This is a genomic window from Sphingobacterium sp. JUb56, from assembly GCF_014191365.1.
In the GTDB taxonomy this organism is placed as follows: Bacteria; Bacteroidota; Bacteroidia; order Sphingobacteriales; family Sphingobacteriaceae; genus Sphingobacterium; species Sphingobacterium anhuiense.
Window position 1 is genome coordinate 1,131,584 of the sequence record NZ_JACHWL010000001.1, and the last position, 15,213, is coordinate 1,146,796.

Here is a 15,213-nt window from a genome sequence, read left to right on the forward strand (position 1 = left end):
ACTTTGTGCCAAGCTATAATCATTGAAATGTGATCATGTTCAAATATTTCTACGGCGTAACTACCATATAGCCATCTTTTAAATCAGATCCTGTAAACCAGATTGGTCTTAGGAAATCTTCTTTTGTGATAGGGGTAGTCAGATAATGACGAATAATTTCAAAAGGGTCTCCGTCCAGAAGGTCTACTTGCTTTGTATCCGAAATTTGGAAATGAATGGTTGAATTTGCCAAGATTGCCTCGTCCTGCTCGGTTACTGCTCTTTTATAATATTTTTTTTCTATCAATGTTTTTATCGTTTCATAGTCCGCATCAGACTCAATGAAAATTGATGCGGCTCTTCCAAAGGAGATTCCATCAACATACATATAGTCCTGTGGGTCACGACCCTTCATAGCAACATGTGCTCTTGCTTTGGCAAAATCGGGCATACAATCTAAACTATAGATAAGATTGGTGAATTTTGCAGCATATAGGGGTTTGGAATTTTTAGCTTTTGGGTTGACTGCAAGCATTATTTCTGCATTAATTTTTTGACCAAAAAATGCCCCTAACTTGTCATAAGATGCTACTTTTCGGGTATGGGGTGACGATTCGCTTACTATTACTGGTAATACATCCTCATCAAAATCTTTCATTATAAATTTGATCATCGCAGATTTGCTCGGAACTATGAGCGTGACATCTGTTGTCTGTAAATAATCTACAGGCGGAAGGTTTGGAGCTTCGACAAATTCATAATTATCCGCATTGAGCGAACTGATCTTCATAATTGCACCTAGGTATAGTTTCTCAATATTTTTATTGGTGAAAATCCTGTCTCTGTCATCGTCGACTTCTTGTGCTATGACGTTTAAACAAAATAGGTTCAATAGTAGTATGAGTATTTTTACTTTCATGACTTTACATTTTCGGGTACATAAATAATCTTGATCTTTAACCAGATCGTTTTCATAGCGGCTCTACTTTTATCACTCAATATGTCATTGATCGACGATGGATTGTAAAGCTGACCCGAGCGGAGGGCATTGGAATTTTCGCTTTTTAATTGGCTGTTATAGAGTGCAATATTTAATGAGATCTCATTTTTGTCGTTCTTGGTAGCAAAGTGTTTCCAATCCTTGTTTTGATCCTGATAAATAAACAAATCTTCTTTTTCCCATTTTATTTTATACGACTCTTTGTAGCCACCAGCTTTAGTAATGAACAGTGAATCCTTTTTGAGGGTCATGGCCTGAGGCCTGAAATATTTTGGACGATTCTTGAATTTTTTTTCTTGATCAGTTTGTCCAAATGAAGATATTAACGCATTATTTTGATAAAGGCCAAATTCCAATTGGCTCTCCGAGCTGTAAACATATGTCTGATCCTTTATCGGGTCTGGACCTTTCTCAGGTTCTGGCTCAGGTATTACTTTTGGTTCTTCGGGAGTTGTTTTTGTACAGGATTGGAATACGATAGCTCCTATAAAAAGTATAAGGATATATCGAATATTGATAGCGGGTATTCTCATTTCATTAAACTTATAAAGTTAAAAGCTCTATTTTTGCTTATATCACATTTGGTTTTCTTTGTAAATTTAGTGATTGTAAAATAGATTAACAAAATTAAATTCTCTTTATCGGGAATATTTGATTTTAAAAATCTGTTGGTTGCTACCTTTGAAAAGTTTTTAGCCTTTGTTGATGGGATCAAAAGTAATGTAGAGATAGGATGCTCACTCTGACAATTCTAAAGTTCTTTTCTTTTTAAACTTCAATTCCGAGATCAGAGTTCCAATAAAAATGAGGCTTCCTCCGAGCAATAATTTTATGGATAAACTCTCATCTAAAATAAAGTAGGCCGCCACTGCCGCAAAAATAGGTTCGAACAAGTAAATAATAGCTACTTTTTCAGCGGAAATATATCGCTGGGATATATTGGATATGGTATACATATAGGCTGTTGAAAATATTGAACAGTACAAAATACCTAACCAAAAACCTTCGTTTTGCGGAATCCATACTGTATTGTTATCCATCACTGTAAAACCAAACATAATAATGGTACAAAAGAAAAACATAGGAACAATCGTAGGTAAAATATTCTTCAGTAGACTATACTTTTCCACCTTTATTAAATAGACTGCAAATCCTATGGCACCTATAAATGTATACAAGTCACCTAGTCCAATGCTGAAGTTTTTATTGACGGAGATTATCATCAAACCCATCAACGCAACTGTAGCTGCCAACCAAATTTTTAATTTTACTATATGTCTAAAGAAAACCAGTTTTATAATGGGAATTATTACAACACAGATGCCAGCAATAAAAGCACATTGAGAGGCTGAGGTCATCTTGACTCCTAATGTCTGCATACTGATTCCGAACGTGAGTGGTACAGCAAGGAGAAGAGCATTTTTTAATATGCTCTTATCTATTTTAGAAAAATACTTAAAAAAAAGTATCGAAAGAATTATTGTGGCCAGAAAAAATCGGTAAAATAAAAATGTATACGATGACCCGCTCCCTATGGCAGTCTTTGTGACCGGAAATGAAATGCCCCAAAAAGCTGTTCCAAGAATCAGAAGCAGTATAAACAGATTTTTACTTTTCATATTAAAAGATGACTACAGCATTTTTTTCATCATGATATCAGTTTGCTCATCGTCACCTAGAACAAATATGTGTTTGTCAAACTCTACAAAACCATTTTTCTTGTAGAAGCTTATCGCTCTAGGGTTCTCTTCCCAAACACCTAACCATACATATTCAGATTTTCTTTCCAATGCGATCTGTAGCGCTTTTTCGTAAAGAATCTGACCGATTTTTTTTCCGTGATAATCCTGCAATACGTAAATCCTTTCTATTTCCAAGCTTTCGTGATGCTGCTCTTCAGTTTGAGATTCTCCAACATTTAGTTTTAAGTATCCTATCACTTCCTGGTTATCTAAAGCAAAATAAAACTCTGAATACGGATTGGTCAGTTCTTCTGTCAACTTATCTACTGAAAAACCTTCCTCAAGATATTTTTTCATATTTTCTTCCGTATTGCTTTCGGAAAATGTTTCGAAAAACGTTTGTTTTCCAATTTTTTGTAAATCTTTTATATCACTTAAAGTGACCTTTTTGATATTGATTTTTTCCATTTTTTTTATTTTGAAATGTTCCACTCATAGTTTAACCATTCTGTATTCTCATTTGCACCCAGCCGTTCGTAGAATTTTTTTCCAGATTCGTTCCAAGGTGCTACGGTCCATTTTATTTGTGCACAGTTGTTATGCTCAGCTTCGATACGTAATGCATTCATTAACTGTTCTCCGATTTTTTGACCTCTGTAATTGGTATCCACAAATAGTTCTTTTAAATAGATCGACGGTCTGTTCTGTGCCGTATACGGAAGAAAGTAATATACCAGCATACCTACGAGTGCATCCCCATCTTCAGCAACGATAGCGTAAAAGTCGGGAGGACTTTTTTTTAAGCCACTTTCTAAAACGATATCTGGTGTAATAGCAAATGATTCGATGTAATTTTCAAAGACTGCCAATTCTTTCATCAGAAGCCACAGCTTTTCACTGTCGGCAGCAACTGCCTTGCGTATTTTTATTTCTGGATGGTTTGCATTCATATTTTTAAAGTTGAATTGAAGTTTTTTTGTATTTGAATTGATCTATAAGATAATTCGTAGATCATGCTTCTAAATACAATAGATGTGATTTTAAGTTTAGTTATTATCTAATTCTAAATATACCTTATCCTCTTTCTAAGTGTAAAAGTATCAAATGTATTAATGGAAAAAAATGCTATTTTACTATTATTTAATGCGTTTTTTGCATAAGTAACAATAGGGTGAACTGCAAAATGGTGCATTAAAAGTAATTCCGCGGATGTTATGGATAATGTTGCTACGTATCTTAAATTCTCCAAATGGAAAGTTCGGGAGTATTCCAACCTGTTATTCGGAACGTCAATTCAGAAATATGTAATGAAGCGATGTATCATGGACTTCAATAGATGTAGATCTTGATGCTTCTAATATCTCCGTTAGTTTTACCTTTCAAACTACTGATTCTAATGGAGGTAAAGCAAATTGGAAGGCAACAACATAAAAAAAACGTTATCTTGGAAGGATGAAAAAGCTTGTTTTTATTCCATTTATAATTTTAATATTATTCTCATGTCAGAATAGTAATAAAACAGTAGAAAATAAAAAAGTAACGGAAATTAAGAAGGATGAGCCTTATTTTAAATCAGGTTATCATTATGTACAGCAGATACCGGATAGTTTACGAACGCCTGAACAGCAAGCATTATTAAAAAAGCTTGCGATTGTTACTTATGAAAATCTTGCCGTAAAAGATAATAAGATGGTGTTCAACTTAAGTGAAAAAGAGTTTGTAGCCAAAGGAATTCCTGTTGAATATTATGAATTAATCCAAAAAGATCTGGTCAATAATAATAAATTTATCAAAGAAAGTAATATTACTAATATGGATTCTATCCTAAAGGAATCTAATAAGCAGATCAGAGATTCACTTGGGCTATAGCAGTTTAATACACTACGCATATCGTTACTAATTCAAAAAAAGCCGTTTGCAATCATGTAAACGGCTTTTTTAAATGATAAAATTTTCACAGATGATATTCATATAAATGCCTCAGGACTTTTTTATTTGAATAATCTTACCGTTTTTTTTTACGTCTAACCCGGTTGATTATTTACCATTGCCCTTATGCTTTTGGAGGAGATATTGGTATAAATTATCTACGTCTTCCTTCAAAAAAAGCCCAGTTCCTTCTGCCATTGTGGTCGCTGTACCACAAGCAATGCCCATACGCAATATTTCTTCCGCATTTCCCTCATTTACCATAACAGAAACCATACCTGCGACCATACTATCTCCTGCTCCGACAGTGCTCCTGACTTTTACAAGGGGAGCGGCTTGTTGTATCTTTCCTTTTTCAGAATACAGTACAGCACCTTTAGCACCTAAAGAAACAACAATTATTTCCGCTTTACCGTTTTGTATCAAATTTTTAGCGGCTTCATCCATTGTGGTTTCGGTCAATTCGCTTTTTCCTGAAAGAGCTGCTAACTCTCCAATATTCGGCTTCACAAGAAAAACACCCTCGTTCACAGCTATTTCCAATGCTTTACCAGAGGTGTCTACAATGACTTTGCTGTTTTTGTGCTTACATATCTGAATAATGTCCTTTATAAATTCCGGTTTAACTTGTTCAGGTAAGCTGCCGCTTATAATTGTTATTTCAGGAAAAGTACTTATGCTTTCAATAGTTCTTAAAATATTGATTTGTTCTTCCTCAGATATAGGTTGCCCCGGAAAACCAAACCTGAATTGTTGATTATTTAAAGTATCTACAACAATAAAGTTTTCTCTTGTTTCATTTCCAACCGGCAAAGGCAAAATATCAAGCTCTTCCTTTTGCAAAAGCTCTTCAAGAAGTTTCCCTGTCCTGCCTCCCGATGTAAGAATTGTAGTTGATGCTATCCCTAATCTTTTTAATGCGCGTGATACATTAATACCTCCGCCACCGGGTTCATATTTTGGAGCTTCACAACGCAGTTTCTTTTCGGGTACAAGCCCTTTAACCGTACTGCTTTTATCAATGCAGGGGTTTAATGTTATGGTTAGGACTGATTTTGACATTTTGTTTATATTTAGCTGTTGGCGAATCATAAAGTTGCTACGGGGATTTTTAACATCGCCATTTAATAGAAATACCTATTCAAATATAGTTAAAAAGTTTAATTGATTTCCTTCAGCCCCTCTTTTGGCAATACCTTGTTAGCTATCGTGTTTTCGTTTTTTATTGTTTTATTTTGCCAAATGGCTGTTGTATGTTCGCCCTTATTTTCTGTCGTGTTTGTAGTCCTATTCGTGTCAATATATAACAGATTAATGAAGCGCCTAAAACCACCAAAGCACTTCGTGTTTCTTGTATCCAAATGCAACTGAAATACTCAAAACGGCAATCAAAATTGGTCTCCAGTCTATTTACGTAAATTTTAAAACAAAAAAGGGCGTAATTTAGGAAAATGGAACAATCATTGATCCAAGAGAAAGCAGCTCATTTAAAATACTAAAAAATTATGAATATGAAAAAAATGCTAGGTATTGTCATCCTTGTACTGGTCACCCAGATGAGTTTTGCTCAATATTTTAAACTAACGCCTAAGGGTTTTGTATCCAGCGACAACAGTGATTATACGGTGGTGGAAGTCCCGAATGTAAAGCAAGTGGATTTATATAAAAATGTTCTCAATGCGATTAATACCATATACAGAAATCCTCAAAAAGGGCTTAGTGTCGTTGAGGGTGAAAGTATTAGTATAGCAGCCTATGAGGAGGAAGTTTTACCGATAAAACTTTCTAATGGGCTGGGAAAAACACTTCGTAAATATGATTTATCGTATACACTGACTTTTCTTTTTAAAGACGGTAAGATTCGGATCAACAGTCCTGATTTTGAAGCGAGACGATATGTCGAAGGGTCTTACAAAGGAGCAAGTGGCTGGAGTGGGGATGAATGGGTTACGTTAAGCCTGAAAAAAGTCGGAAAATCGAAATTATATCTTTTTGAAGATAATGGAAAAGTAAGATTTGAAGATGCCTACGATGGTTTAAACAGTCATTTTAATACACTCTTAAAACAGATCATTGATAAATCTGGAACGATCAATAACTGGTAATTTACTTTGAAATAAAGAAGTGGCCTTCTGAAAATCACGTATCTCTAAAACTTATTTTTTGCCATTTGACAAATAATTATATTTTTGTTGATCCAAATTGGATCATGCATGATTTAAATCATGAATCCAGCAACAAAGGTAGAATTGAAAATTTTCAAGATGATGAATATGAAGAAAATGCTAGGTATGGTGATACTTTTGCTGGTTACACAGCTGAGTTTTGCGCAATATTTTAAACTAACAGCCAACGGTTTTGTATCCAACGACAATAAAGATTTTGCTGTCGTAGATGTTCCTAACGTAAAACAGGCGGATTTGTACAAGAATGTACTCAATGCCATAAATTCGCTGTACAGCAATCCTCAAAAAGGTCTCAGTGTCCTGGAAGGTGAAAGTATTACACTGACAGCATATGAAGAAAAAGCCATACCTGTGAGACATAGCAGTGGTGGTTTTGGAAAAACGAATTATAAATATGACCTGTCGTATACCTTGTCCTTTCTTTTTAAAGATGGCAAGATTCGGGTCAACAGTCCTACTTTTGAACTTAAAAGATGGTACGAAGGAACTTTCAGAGCTGGAAGAAGCTATGGCAATAGTGGCTGGACGACGCTAAATCTTGTTAAAGGCAAGAACGATCGAGTGGCGATTTATGACCAAAATGGCAAATTGATTTTAGAAGATGCTACCAATGGACTGAATACTCATCTTAATGCAATCGTAAAACAGATTATTGATAAATCGAATACAATCAGTAATTGGTAATAAGTGTTTAAAATAGGTTTTCGTTAGGATAAGTTATGGCAGAAAAATGGATTCATTCCATGAACGGAGTTCCTTGGACAAACGTTAAAATGAATGATGCAATTCAAATATTGCGACCTAATGCTTCTGTAACATTTGCTTTTGGAGCGGAAGCATTATCCGTATTAAAAGATCTAAATGAAATCGTTTTTCAGGTAAGACCAGATTTAATTCTTCATGTTTGGAGTGTTGCTGATAATCGCATCATAACAAATGAAGAACTGTCATTATTGACAAAAATGGGTAATGTTAAAAAACTTTATTTCAATGGTTTTAATAATACTTCTTTACAAGAAGTTGCAGAAATGGAGCAACTGACAAGTTTACGACTTGAACCTAAAAAAAAGCTTGATCTTTCCTTTATTGAAAAATTAAATCAACTGTCCAGTATTAGTTTGACAGGAAAATTTATGGCATTAGAGCCTTTGTCAAGTTGTAGTAAATTGACTAATCTGCATTTATCTACTACAATTAATTCGTTTAGTTTTTTCAAAACTTTGAATAATATTAGGCATTTGAGTATTGATAATTGTATAACGTCAAGTGATTTTAACCAAATTAATAGGGAGACCCTGATCAACCTGAGCATTACTTCGATAAAAATGTTAGAAAATGTTGATTTTTTGGCAGACTTTCAAAACTTACAGTCTTTAAGACTTGGTGCTACAAGAGTAGAGACATTACCAAGCTTAGCTAAACTCACAAAGTTGAAAAAATTGGAATTTGATTGTATGAAAGTTTGGGAGAATCCCGAAATTCTGCAAACCTTGCCCATGTTGGAAGAGTTATTACTAAAAGAAATTAACACGAAACTAAAAGCAGAGCAATTTTATTTTTTAACAGCAATGGATACTTTAACATCACTTGACTTTAGGTTTATGGACTTCAATAAAAGTAGAATTGAAAAGCTAAATAATTGGTTTAAAGAAAAAGGTAAGGACTACATCCTAAAAAAATAATAATACGTAATAAGTTGGTTATTAGTGGTTATGTAATGCAGTACTTAGCCCTTGAATTTGAGATCCTTGTCAGATGGCAATAAAATAACCAATTGTTGCAGGATATGCTCTTGGTAAAGCAATAAAATTGATTATTACAGTACTACCGTCGATAACCGATCCGTTAAATAGGTAATCAAGGTCTTTAAACAAGAAAAAGCTAATCTTTCGATTAGCTTTTTCTTTTTGGATTTCGCTGCCATTCGAATAACAAATGTTGCAGCTGTAAACCATCAATTATTTAGTCCAGACTTGTTTCTGGCGCTTTACCGATAAGTTCCATAAACTGATCTAACTTAGGGGTAATGATGATCTGTGTTCTTCTGTTTCTTGCTTTTCCAGCTTCGTTATCGTTAGGTGCGATGGTATTATATTCGCCACGTCCCGCTGCGGTTAAACGTTTTGGATCTACTCCATAATTGTTCTGCAAAGCCATCACCACGGATGAAGCTCTTAACGTACTTAAATCCCAGTTGTTGCGGATATTAGGCATGCTGATAGGCACATTATCGGTGTTACCTTCAATCAATACATCGTAACTGTTGTAATCGGTGATAATCTTGGCAATCTTCGCTAATGTTTCACCTGCTTTGTCTGAGATCTCATAGCTTCCAGATTTGTACAGCATATTATCAGCAAGGGATATATAGACGACACCTTTTAATACCTGGATATCAACATCTCTGATTTCTTCTCTGCTTAGGGAGCGTGTCAGGTTGTTGGTCAGCACTAAATTAAGTGAATCACTTTTGTTTTTGCTATTGACAAGCTGCTGAATGTATTTGTTGGACGAATTAATCTCATCGACAAGTTTCGAAACATTAGCATTTCCCTGCGTGCTGGAATTTAGACAATTGTTTAAAGCTGTCTGTAAAGCGGCAACATTTGCTTTTTCGGAAGCAATCTGCTCATCGAGACTCTTAATCCGTATTTTTGAACCGTTTAAATCACTTTCAGATGCCTGTAAGCGACTGCTCAGGTCCTGATTACTTTGCTGTAGTTGGGTGTAACTTGCTTGTAGTGCGGCAAATTTTTTATTACTGGTACAACTTGATCCTAAAGTTGCCAGCGCTAGGAGAGCGCAAATAATTAACGGATATTTCATAGTTTTTAAAATTAAAAATTAATGCTTGACAGGCATCTCGGAGATATAATAAAAATAGTTAATTACCTTTTTTTATTACGTCTCTAGCCAGACCAATAGTATAACACAAAATTGATGCCTTATTGGCTCACAAGCTGATGTTAATTCATAGATACAATCATAAACGAAGAAAATCGTTTCTTATTTTAGCAAACAAAAGTTTATAGCAAAAGTGTGCTGAGCTTCTTTCCGGCAATCGAATATTAAATGATGGTAATGTGATAATTTATCGTAGAAAAAGACTCATAATGTATCATTAATAAGTTCAGCACCTCCGTATGGAAGTGCTGTTTTTTTATCTTGCAGCGTAGTGGCTTGTGATCATTATTTAATTCTGTTCCCATAAAAGTCATAATAAAGTGCTGATCCAGTTGAAAGTAATAGAGCGAGAAAATAGATCAGATCATTTACTTGCTTTCCGTTGGGGGTAAATCTATCCACGAATAGCTTTTATGAACTATTTTCCAGGTACCCTCATATTTTAGGAGTAAGAAATAATCGGTAAACCTGCGCACATTGGGAATTACAATTTCAGCTTTGGCAATGGCTGCATCTTTTTCAATGTCAATGGAGATAATTTTCCCGATTCTATTTACTTTTTCTCCAACTTTTATATTCGCGATGTATTCTTGACCAGAGCGTGTCCATAAAAAATCTTTTGCTACGGTGTATAGATTAAAATTGGGATGAAAGGCTTTGCGAAGCCTTTCTGGTTGTCCGTTTGCTGTTCCCTCTATGTAATGCAGAAGTGTTGCTGTTACTTGCTCTGAATCGGTTTGAAAAACAGGACTGGTGCTTTTTATATTTTTGTTTAAAATTTTCACCACTTCATTAGCCACTAACGTCGCTGAACTTGGATCTTGACCTGTTACAAATCTGCCATCGACTATATAGAAGCCATCTCCAGCCTTGTCGGAATAAACAAAATTGCCCTCATTTTTTTTAATGGCCTGGTCTATTGAAAACGGAAATGCTTTGTAATAGTCCATCTCGGTATCTTCAAATTTGTCGGGGTAACCGGTAATTTTTTTTCCTGCATAAAGCGATTTACCGTTATGATCCTTCAAATAAGCTATTCCGGCTGTTCCGTGACAGAGGGTGGAAATAACGCCATTCTTATTATAGATGTCTCTGGCGATCTGCTGAATGGTCTGGTCTTCCGCTACTCCGAACATAGCAGCGCCACCACCACTGTAAAAAATGGCGGAGTAATTATCTGCCACTATTTCGGTTGGTTTCAATGTATGTTCCAATTTATCCATAAACCACGCATCATACAGGTACTTCTTCTGGAGACTATCGGAAGTGTTGAGGTAACCAATAGAGATGGCGCCACCTTTGGGGCTGATGAAATCAACTTGAAACCCCGCCTTTATAAAAACATCGTAAGGATGAATAATTTCACCGAAATGGTTGGATGTACTGATCTTGGTGTTTCCGTAAAAATCCTGATTTGAGGTAACAAACAAGATTTTATGTTGTGTTTGAATACTGACATTTAAATCTATATGCGCGTGAATGTTTACATTCAAACCTACAATAGCAAGTAGCAATATGAATAGTTTTGTCATGTTAGATCGATTTTTATTTTGCTGAAGCAGTTGGGGTTTCTAAGGTTCTGTGCGGACTTCTGGTCGAAATTTTATCGACAATATACCAGCCGTCACTGGTCTTCATGAGATTAAAGTAATCGGTAAACAGTAATTTTGTTGTGCTGATTTCCACTTTTGCGACGGCAACAGTGTTGGTGATATCAATAAAGACAATACGTCCCGACCATTTAGCCGATTTTGCATGGGGAGCACTGTCAAAACGTTCCATATATTTTGGTTTTTTGATGATATTTATCTTGTCATCCTCAAAATATTTCAATTGCCAAGAATCGTGAAAAGATTTAGAAACCTTGATGGAATCGCTCGTGCCTATTCCGTCTAGGTAGAGATTTAGGGTTTTTTGAACCAAATTCCAGTCGTTATTGGCATCATCAGTTTGAGCGTTAACCTGTAGCATCAACAGAATTAGCCCGATAAATAATAGTACTTTTCTCATTTTTTTAATGATTTGAAATTGTTAAAATTAATAAGTTCAAATATCTGAGAAAGGCTATTGAAAGGGGTTTTAGGTTATAAATAAGAAGTTCGATGTTATAAAATAGAACTTATTTGGACTGTGATTTTTGATATTCAGCAGGAGTGGAACCGGTGATTTTTTTAAATGCGGTGAAGAAAGTTGACTTCGAGCTAAAGCCACTGTCATAACCTAAACTTTCGATGGTGTAATTGCTTTCTTTTTCCAATAATTGTTTTGCTTTTTCAATCCGATATTCTTTGATGAGGTTGGAAAAGGATTTCCCCAAGGTTTCATTGATATACTGGGACAACAGATGCTTTGTCACTTTTAGTTCTTTTGCTGCGGTCTCAAGGGTGAAATTGGGATCCAGGAATAATTCCTGATCAACGATGATAGCGAGTTTCTGATGCATGAGATCTAATGTTTCGGTATCAATTTCTTTATTTTTGTATTTTTCTTTTTCCTGGAAAAAAGTAGTTTCCCGGCTATTTCTAAAAATGATAAGTAACAGAATTAAGTAGAAAACAAAAGAAAAGGACAATGACCCTACAATATAAGAGGCGTAAGCACCAAATTTGTAAGCGAACCAAATAATGGCAACACCTGTATAAATACTGAGCAACCATACCTCGAAATCCATTAATTTTTCTTTTGCCTTTATTTTAATTAAAATTGGTATCAGGTATTTAAATGATGCGATCATATAAACCAGCCATTGCATGTAAATACCCAGGACAATCCAGTGGCTCCAGACACCTCGATGTTCGGTATAAGGATAGGCAATTCCTAAAATTGTAATGCCCACGATAAACGGCAGGATATGAACGACCCAACTGGAATTCTTGTTGCCGGAAAAAGATTTAAGATACAAAAACAGGAACGGGCCGATCAAAATGCAAGCGGAAAGACCGATCTGAATAAAAATATTGGATAATTCAGGATTAAAATAGAAAAAGACGGATTTGATAATCCGGATACTTAGCACCAGTAACAAGAAAGCTAAAAAATAGTTGGCAAAAACCTTTTTCTTTGTATTGATCGCAACATAAAGAGAAAGTAGCAAACCGTTGAAAGCACCTAATGCACTAAAAAAGAAAAGCAATTGATTAGGCTCTGTCATGGATTGAACTAAAAATATGTTTCAGCTAAAATAGTGAAATTTTAGCTGATAGTTTTTATAAATAATCGTGTTTTTTTCGTTACAATTATATTCTTTCTAGAATTTTTGGTTTGCATTATACCAAACTTGACTACACCTTTTAGGAGTTCATGTTTTATTACGATAAAATAGCAATTTTATGGGTATTGTATAAATCATAACCAAAGAGCGCCTCCATATGGAAGCGCTCTTTGGTTATAATATAACCTTCGTCTCATTTAGTGTACACAGGCTGATGCAGCTCTGTCCAATTGGTTTTCTTCTTCGTTTTCTGAGATCTTCTTCGGGAAGCTTACAAAACTTAGGATAAACGTAACCGACAGCAACAGGATACTCACCCATAAAACGTAATGAACACCATAATGTACACTGATTATTCCGCCTAGAAATGCTCCTAAGGAAATTCCGATATTAAAAGAGGAAGTCAGTAGGCTGTTCACAAATTCTAAGGCATGATGCGGAACAGATTGCGTGGTCCGGATATTGGACACCAAAAATCCGCCGGTATGGATCATCCCCCAAAGGGATACGATGATGACCATCGGAATATAATGTCCGCCAAAATAGTAAGCGAGGATCTGTACCGTGACTAAGAGTATTAAAAACAGTCTGGCGGTTAAGAGTACATTTCTGTTCAGGGCCAGTCCCATCAGCCAGTTTCCTAAAGTTCCCATGCCACCGAAAAGGAGCAGCATCATACTGATCTGCGCACCGTCCATCTTGGTAATCTCTTCCAGATAGGCGGTCAGGTAGGTATAGCTGGCAAACATGGCTCCTAAAGTGGCTATGGTAGAAATAAGATTGAGCCATAGAAGCGGGCTTTTCAACACTTCGACCTGATTTTTGGTCGATATCGCCTGATCGGCCGGCATAGAAGGAATAAAGAGCAATAGACCGATAAAGGCGATTAAACTGATTGCGCTACTGAGGAAAAAGGAAGCCTGCCAGTTCTGGAACAGATCTACGGCATAGGTGGTGAGGGGGATACCCAGTACCGTCGCTAAGCTTAACCCCAGCATAACGGTAGAAACGCCTTTTGCACCCTTTTCTTTAAATGCAATGGCGATGGCGATATTCCAGAATAGCGGATGCAGGATCGCAGGTAAGATACGGGCGACCATCAGCATGTTGAAGTTGGTCGAAAAGGCGGAAATTAAATTCGAAAATACAAAGATACTCATGACCAGAGAGAGCAATAGCTTTCGGTTTATCTTCGTCGTAAATGAGGTGATAAAAGGGGAGGAAACGGCGACGGTGATCGCAAAGGCACTCAACAGCCAACCTGCCGTATCGATGGATACGTCAAATTGCCGACTGATGGTCGGTAGGATGCCGACGATCCCAAATTCTGTGGTTATAATGCCAAAAGCGCCAAGTGCTAAGACGTAAATTGATGTTTTCATTATTTGTTAAAATTTATGTATGGCAAAATTGAACAGAAAAAATGTGAAAAATCAGTATATTTTCATGATAATTAGGTATTTTTGCCTTATGAAACGCGAGAACATCGATGAATTGGTCAAGGTGGAATACCATCAGGGCGCTAGTTGTCCATTACGGGATATGCATTTTTCCTTTTTTCAGATTGTGTATGTTATTTCTGGAAAAGGATTTCTGAACATCAACAACAATATGGCTTCTTACAGTAAAGGCAGTCTGATTCTCCTGACACCAAATGATCAGCATCACCTCGAAATCTTGGAAAGTACAGACCTGTTGCTTGTGAAGTTCAGTGAACGTTATGTGAAAAACTACCCCTGGAACAGCATTAATTCCATGGAATGCCTCCTGTACGGTGCTTCTTTTTTGTCGGGCTGTATTTTACAGAATAAGCCTGATGTTGTTTTAGTCAATTCGATTGTGGAATCACTGCTTCATGGTATCCATCATCCGGATCTGTATCAGGATGAGCTGACGTTGAATTACGTGAATGCGTTGATTGTCATCGCAGCACGAAATATTTCGAAGATGCGAGCGGAGCAGATTACCTCCAATTCGGATAAGAGGGTGATTCAGATTATAGATTATATCCAAGGCAACATCCATGATCCCGCATTATTGAAAGTTGCTGTGATCGCGAAGAAATTCGGGTTTTCAGAAACCTATCTGGGCAGTTACTTTAAAAATCAGTCCGGAGAAACGATTCAGCAGTACATCTTGAATTATAAAATGCGCTTGATTGAACACCGGGTGCTGTTCAGTGATATGCGTGTCAATGAAATCGTCACAGAGTTTGGTTTTTCAGATGAAAGCCATCTGAATAAGTTTTTCAAAAAACGGCATCAGATGAGCTTATCAGAATTTAAAAAGACGAAGGGTAATAAGGTCGTTGCCTAAGACCTT

At 36.1% G+C, this 15,213-nt stretch carries 16 protein-coding genes; 5 read left to right on the forward strand and 11 right to left on the reverse strand.

Annotated features, from left to right (window positions below; genetic code table 11):
* Window positions 1-49 precede the first annotated feature (49 nt).
* From FHR29_RS04465 to FHR29_RS04485, 5 genes are all read right to left on the reverse strand, one after another.
* A complete protein-coding gene (locus FHR29_RS04465; protein ID WP_183912675.1) occupies window positions 50-898 on the reverse strand; it encodes a hypothetical protein in 849 nt (282 codons plus the stop codon).
* On the reverse strand, window positions 895-1,512 hold the full coding sequence (locus tag FHR29_RS04470) for a hypothetical protein (RefSeq protein WP_183912677.1): 618 nt from the start codon (window positions 1,510-1,512) through the stop codon (window positions 895-897). Before FHR29_RS04470 ends, FHR29_RS04465 begins: the two co-directional genes overlap by 4 nt.
* Before the next feature lie 204 nt (window positions 1,513-1,716).
* Window positions 1,717-2,598, reverse strand: coding sequence for a DMT family transporter (locus FHR29_RS04475; protein ID WP_183912679.1), 882 nt, complete (start codon window positions 2,596-2,598; stop codon window positions 1,717-1,719).
* Window positions 2,599-2,610: 12 nt separating this feature from the next.
* Window positions 2,611-3,129, reverse strand: a complete 519-nt coding sequence (locus FHR29_RS04480) for a GNAT family N-acetyltransferase (RefSeq protein WP_183912681.1) — start codon at window positions 3,127-3,129, stop codon at window positions 2,611-2,613.
* A 5-nt stretch (window positions 3,130-3,134) separates the two neighbouring features.
* Window positions 3,135-3,611: a GNAT family N-acetyltransferase gene (locus FHR29_RS04485; RefSeq protein WP_183912683.1), complete on the reverse strand. Its 477-nt coding sequence runs from the start codon at window positions 3,609-3,611 to the stop codon at window positions 3,135-3,137.
* 502 nt (window positions 3,612-4,113) lie between these two features.
* Here FHR29_RS04485 and FHR29_RS04490 point away from each other — a divergent pair.
* Window positions 4,114-4,530: a hypothetical protein gene (locus tag FHR29_RS04490; protein WP_183912685.1), complete on the forward strand. Its 417-nt coding sequence runs from the start codon at window positions 4,114-4,116 to the stop codon at window positions 4,528-4,530.
* Between the two features lie 168 nt (window positions 4,531-4,698).
* Here FHR29_RS04490 and FHR29_RS04495 read toward each other — a convergent pair whose 3' ends face one another.
* A complete protein-coding gene (locus tag FHR29_RS04495) occupies window positions 4,699-5,682 on the reverse strand; it encodes a 1-phosphofructokinase family hexose kinase (RefSeq protein WP_260291863.1) in 984 nt (327 codons plus the stop codon).
* A gap of 419 nt (window positions 5,683-6,101) precedes the next feature.
* On the opposite strand from FHR29_RS04495, the gene FHR29_RS04500 reads away from it, so the two are divergent.
* The 3 genes from FHR29_RS04500 (at window position 6,102) to FHR29_RS04510 (ending at window position 8,458) form a co-directional block, all read left to right on the forward strand.
* The gene (locus tag FHR29_RS04500; protein WP_183912687.1) at window positions 6,102-6,695 is read left to right on the forward strand and encodes a DUF4468 domain-containing protein; all 594 of its coding nucleotides are present in this window, start codon (window positions 6,102-6,104) and stop codon (window positions 6,693-6,695) included.
* Between the two features lie 120 nt (window positions 6,696-6,815).
* The gene (locus FHR29_RS04505) at window positions 6,816-7,460 is read left to right on the forward strand and encodes a DUF4468 domain-containing protein (RefSeq protein WP_183912689.1); all 645 of its coding nucleotides are present in this window, start codon (window positions 6,816-6,818) and stop codon (window positions 7,458-7,460) included.
* A gap of 35 nt (window positions 7,461-7,495) precedes the next feature.
* Window positions 7,496-8,458, forward strand: a complete 963-nt coding sequence (locus FHR29_RS04510) for a hypothetical protein (protein WP_183912691.1) — start codon at window positions 7,496-7,498, stop codon at window positions 8,456-8,458.
* A gap of 280 nt (window positions 8,459-8,738) precedes the next feature.
* Here FHR29_RS04510 and FHR29_RS04515 read toward each other — a convergent pair whose 3' ends face one another.
* The 5 genes from FHR29_RS04515 to FHR29_RS04535 form a co-directional block, all read right to left on the reverse strand.
* Entirely contained in the window at window positions 8,739-9,602 is an 864-nt protein-coding gene (locus FHR29_RS04515) for an OmpA family protein (protein WP_132768623.1), read from the reverse strand.
* A 446-nt stretch (window positions 9,603-10,048) separates the two neighbouring features.
* Window positions 10,049-11,212, reverse strand: a complete 1,164-nt coding sequence (locus tag FHR29_RS04520) for a nuclear transport factor 2 family protein (RefSeq protein WP_183912693.1) — start codon at window positions 11,210-11,212, stop codon at window positions 10,049-10,051.
* A gap of 13 nt (window positions 11,213-11,225) precedes the next feature.
* Complete coding sequence (locus tag FHR29_RS04525) at window positions 11,226-11,690, reverse strand: nuclear transport factor 2 family protein (protein ID WP_183912695.1); 465 nt, start codon at window positions 11,688-11,690, stop codon at window positions 11,226-11,228.
* Between the two features lie 109 nt (window positions 11,691-11,799).
* The gene (locus FHR29_RS04530) at window positions 11,800-12,831 is read right to left on the reverse strand and encodes an AraC family transcriptional regulator (protein ID WP_183912697.1); all 1,032 of its coding nucleotides are present in this window, start codon (window positions 12,829-12,831) and stop codon (window positions 11,800-11,802) included.
* A gap of 257 nt (window positions 12,832-13,088) precedes the next feature.
* Window positions 13,089-14,273: an MFS transporter gene (locus FHR29_RS04535; protein ID WP_183912699.1), complete on the reverse strand. Its 1,185-nt coding sequence runs from the start codon at window positions 14,271-14,273 to the stop codon at window positions 13,089-13,091.
* An 88-nt stretch (window positions 14,274-14,361) separates the two neighbouring features.
* Here FHR29_RS04535 and FHR29_RS04540 point away from each other — a divergent pair, with 88 nt between their 5' ends.
* Window positions 14,362-15,207: an AraC family transcriptional regulator gene (locus FHR29_RS04540; RefSeq protein WP_183912701.1), complete on the forward strand. Its 846-nt coding sequence runs from the start codon at window positions 14,362-14,364 to the stop codon at window positions 15,205-15,207.
* The last annotated feature ends 6 nt before the right edge of the window (window positions 15,208-15,213 follow it).

Bases quoted from the DNA above. Each gene is read 5' to 3' on its own strand.
- FHR29_RS04535 (WP_183912699.1), bottom strand. From the start codon at position 14,273: ATGAAAACATCAATTTACGTCTTAGCACTTGGCGCTTTTGGCATTATA.
- FHR29_RS04485 (WP_183912683.1), bottom strand. From the start codon at position 3,611: ATGAATGCAAACCATCCAGAAATAAAAATACGCAAGGCAGTTGCTGCC.
- FHR29_RS04525 (WP_183912695.1), bottom strand. From the start codon at position 11,690: ATGAGAAAAGTACTATTATTTATCGGGCTAATTCTGTTGATGCTACAG.
- FHR29_RS04505 (WP_183912689.1), top strand. From the start codon at position 6,816: ATGAATCCAGCAACAAAGGTAGAATTGAAAATTTTCAAGATGATGAAT.
- FHR29_RS04510 (WP_183912691.1), top strand. From the start codon at position 7,496: ATGGCAGAAAAATGGATTCATTCCATGAACGGAGTTCCTTGGACAAAC.
- FHR29_RS04480 (WP_183912681.1), bottom strand. From the start codon at position 3,129: ATGGAAAAAATCAATATCAAAAAGGTCACTTTAAGTGATATAAAAGAT.
- FHR29_RS04475 (WP_183912679.1), bottom strand. From the start codon at position 2,598: ATGAAAAGTAAAAATCTGTTTATACTGCTTCTGATTCTTGGAACAGCT.
- FHR29_RS04495 (WP_260291863.1), bottom strand. From the start codon at position 5,682: ATGATTCGCCAACAGCTAAATATAAACAAAATGTCAAAATCAGTCCTA.
- FHR29_RS04470 (WP_183912677.1), bottom strand. From the start codon at position 1,512: ATGAGAATACCCGCTATCAATATTCGATATATCCTTATACTTTTTATA.
- FHR29_RS04490 (WP_183912685.1), top strand. From the start codon at position 4,114: ATGAAAAAGCTTGTTTTTATTCCATTTATAATTTTAATATTATTCTCA.
- FHR29_RS04540 (WP_183912701.1), top strand. From the start codon at position 14,362: ATGAAACGCGAGAACATCGATGAATTGGTCAAGGTGGAATACCATCAG.
- FHR29_RS04500 (WP_183912687.1), top strand. From the start codon at position 6,102: ATGAAAAAAATGCTAGGTATTGTCATCCTTGTACTGGTCACCCAGATG.
- FHR29_RS04530 (WP_183912697.1), bottom strand. From the start codon at position 12,831: ATGACAGAGCCTAATCAATTGCTTTTCTTTTTTAGTGCATTAGGTGCT.
- FHR29_RS04465 (WP_183912675.1), bottom strand. From the start codon at position 898: ATGAAAGTAAAAATACTCATACTACTATTGAACCTATTTTGTTTAAAC.
- FHR29_RS04520 (WP_183912693.1), bottom strand. From the start codon at position 11,212: ATGACAAAACTATTCATATTGCTACTTGCTATTGTAGGTTTGAATGTA.
- FHR29_RS04515 (WP_132768623.1), bottom strand. From the start codon at position 9,602: ATGAAATATCCGTTAATTATTTGCGCTCTCCTAGCGCTGGCAACTTTA.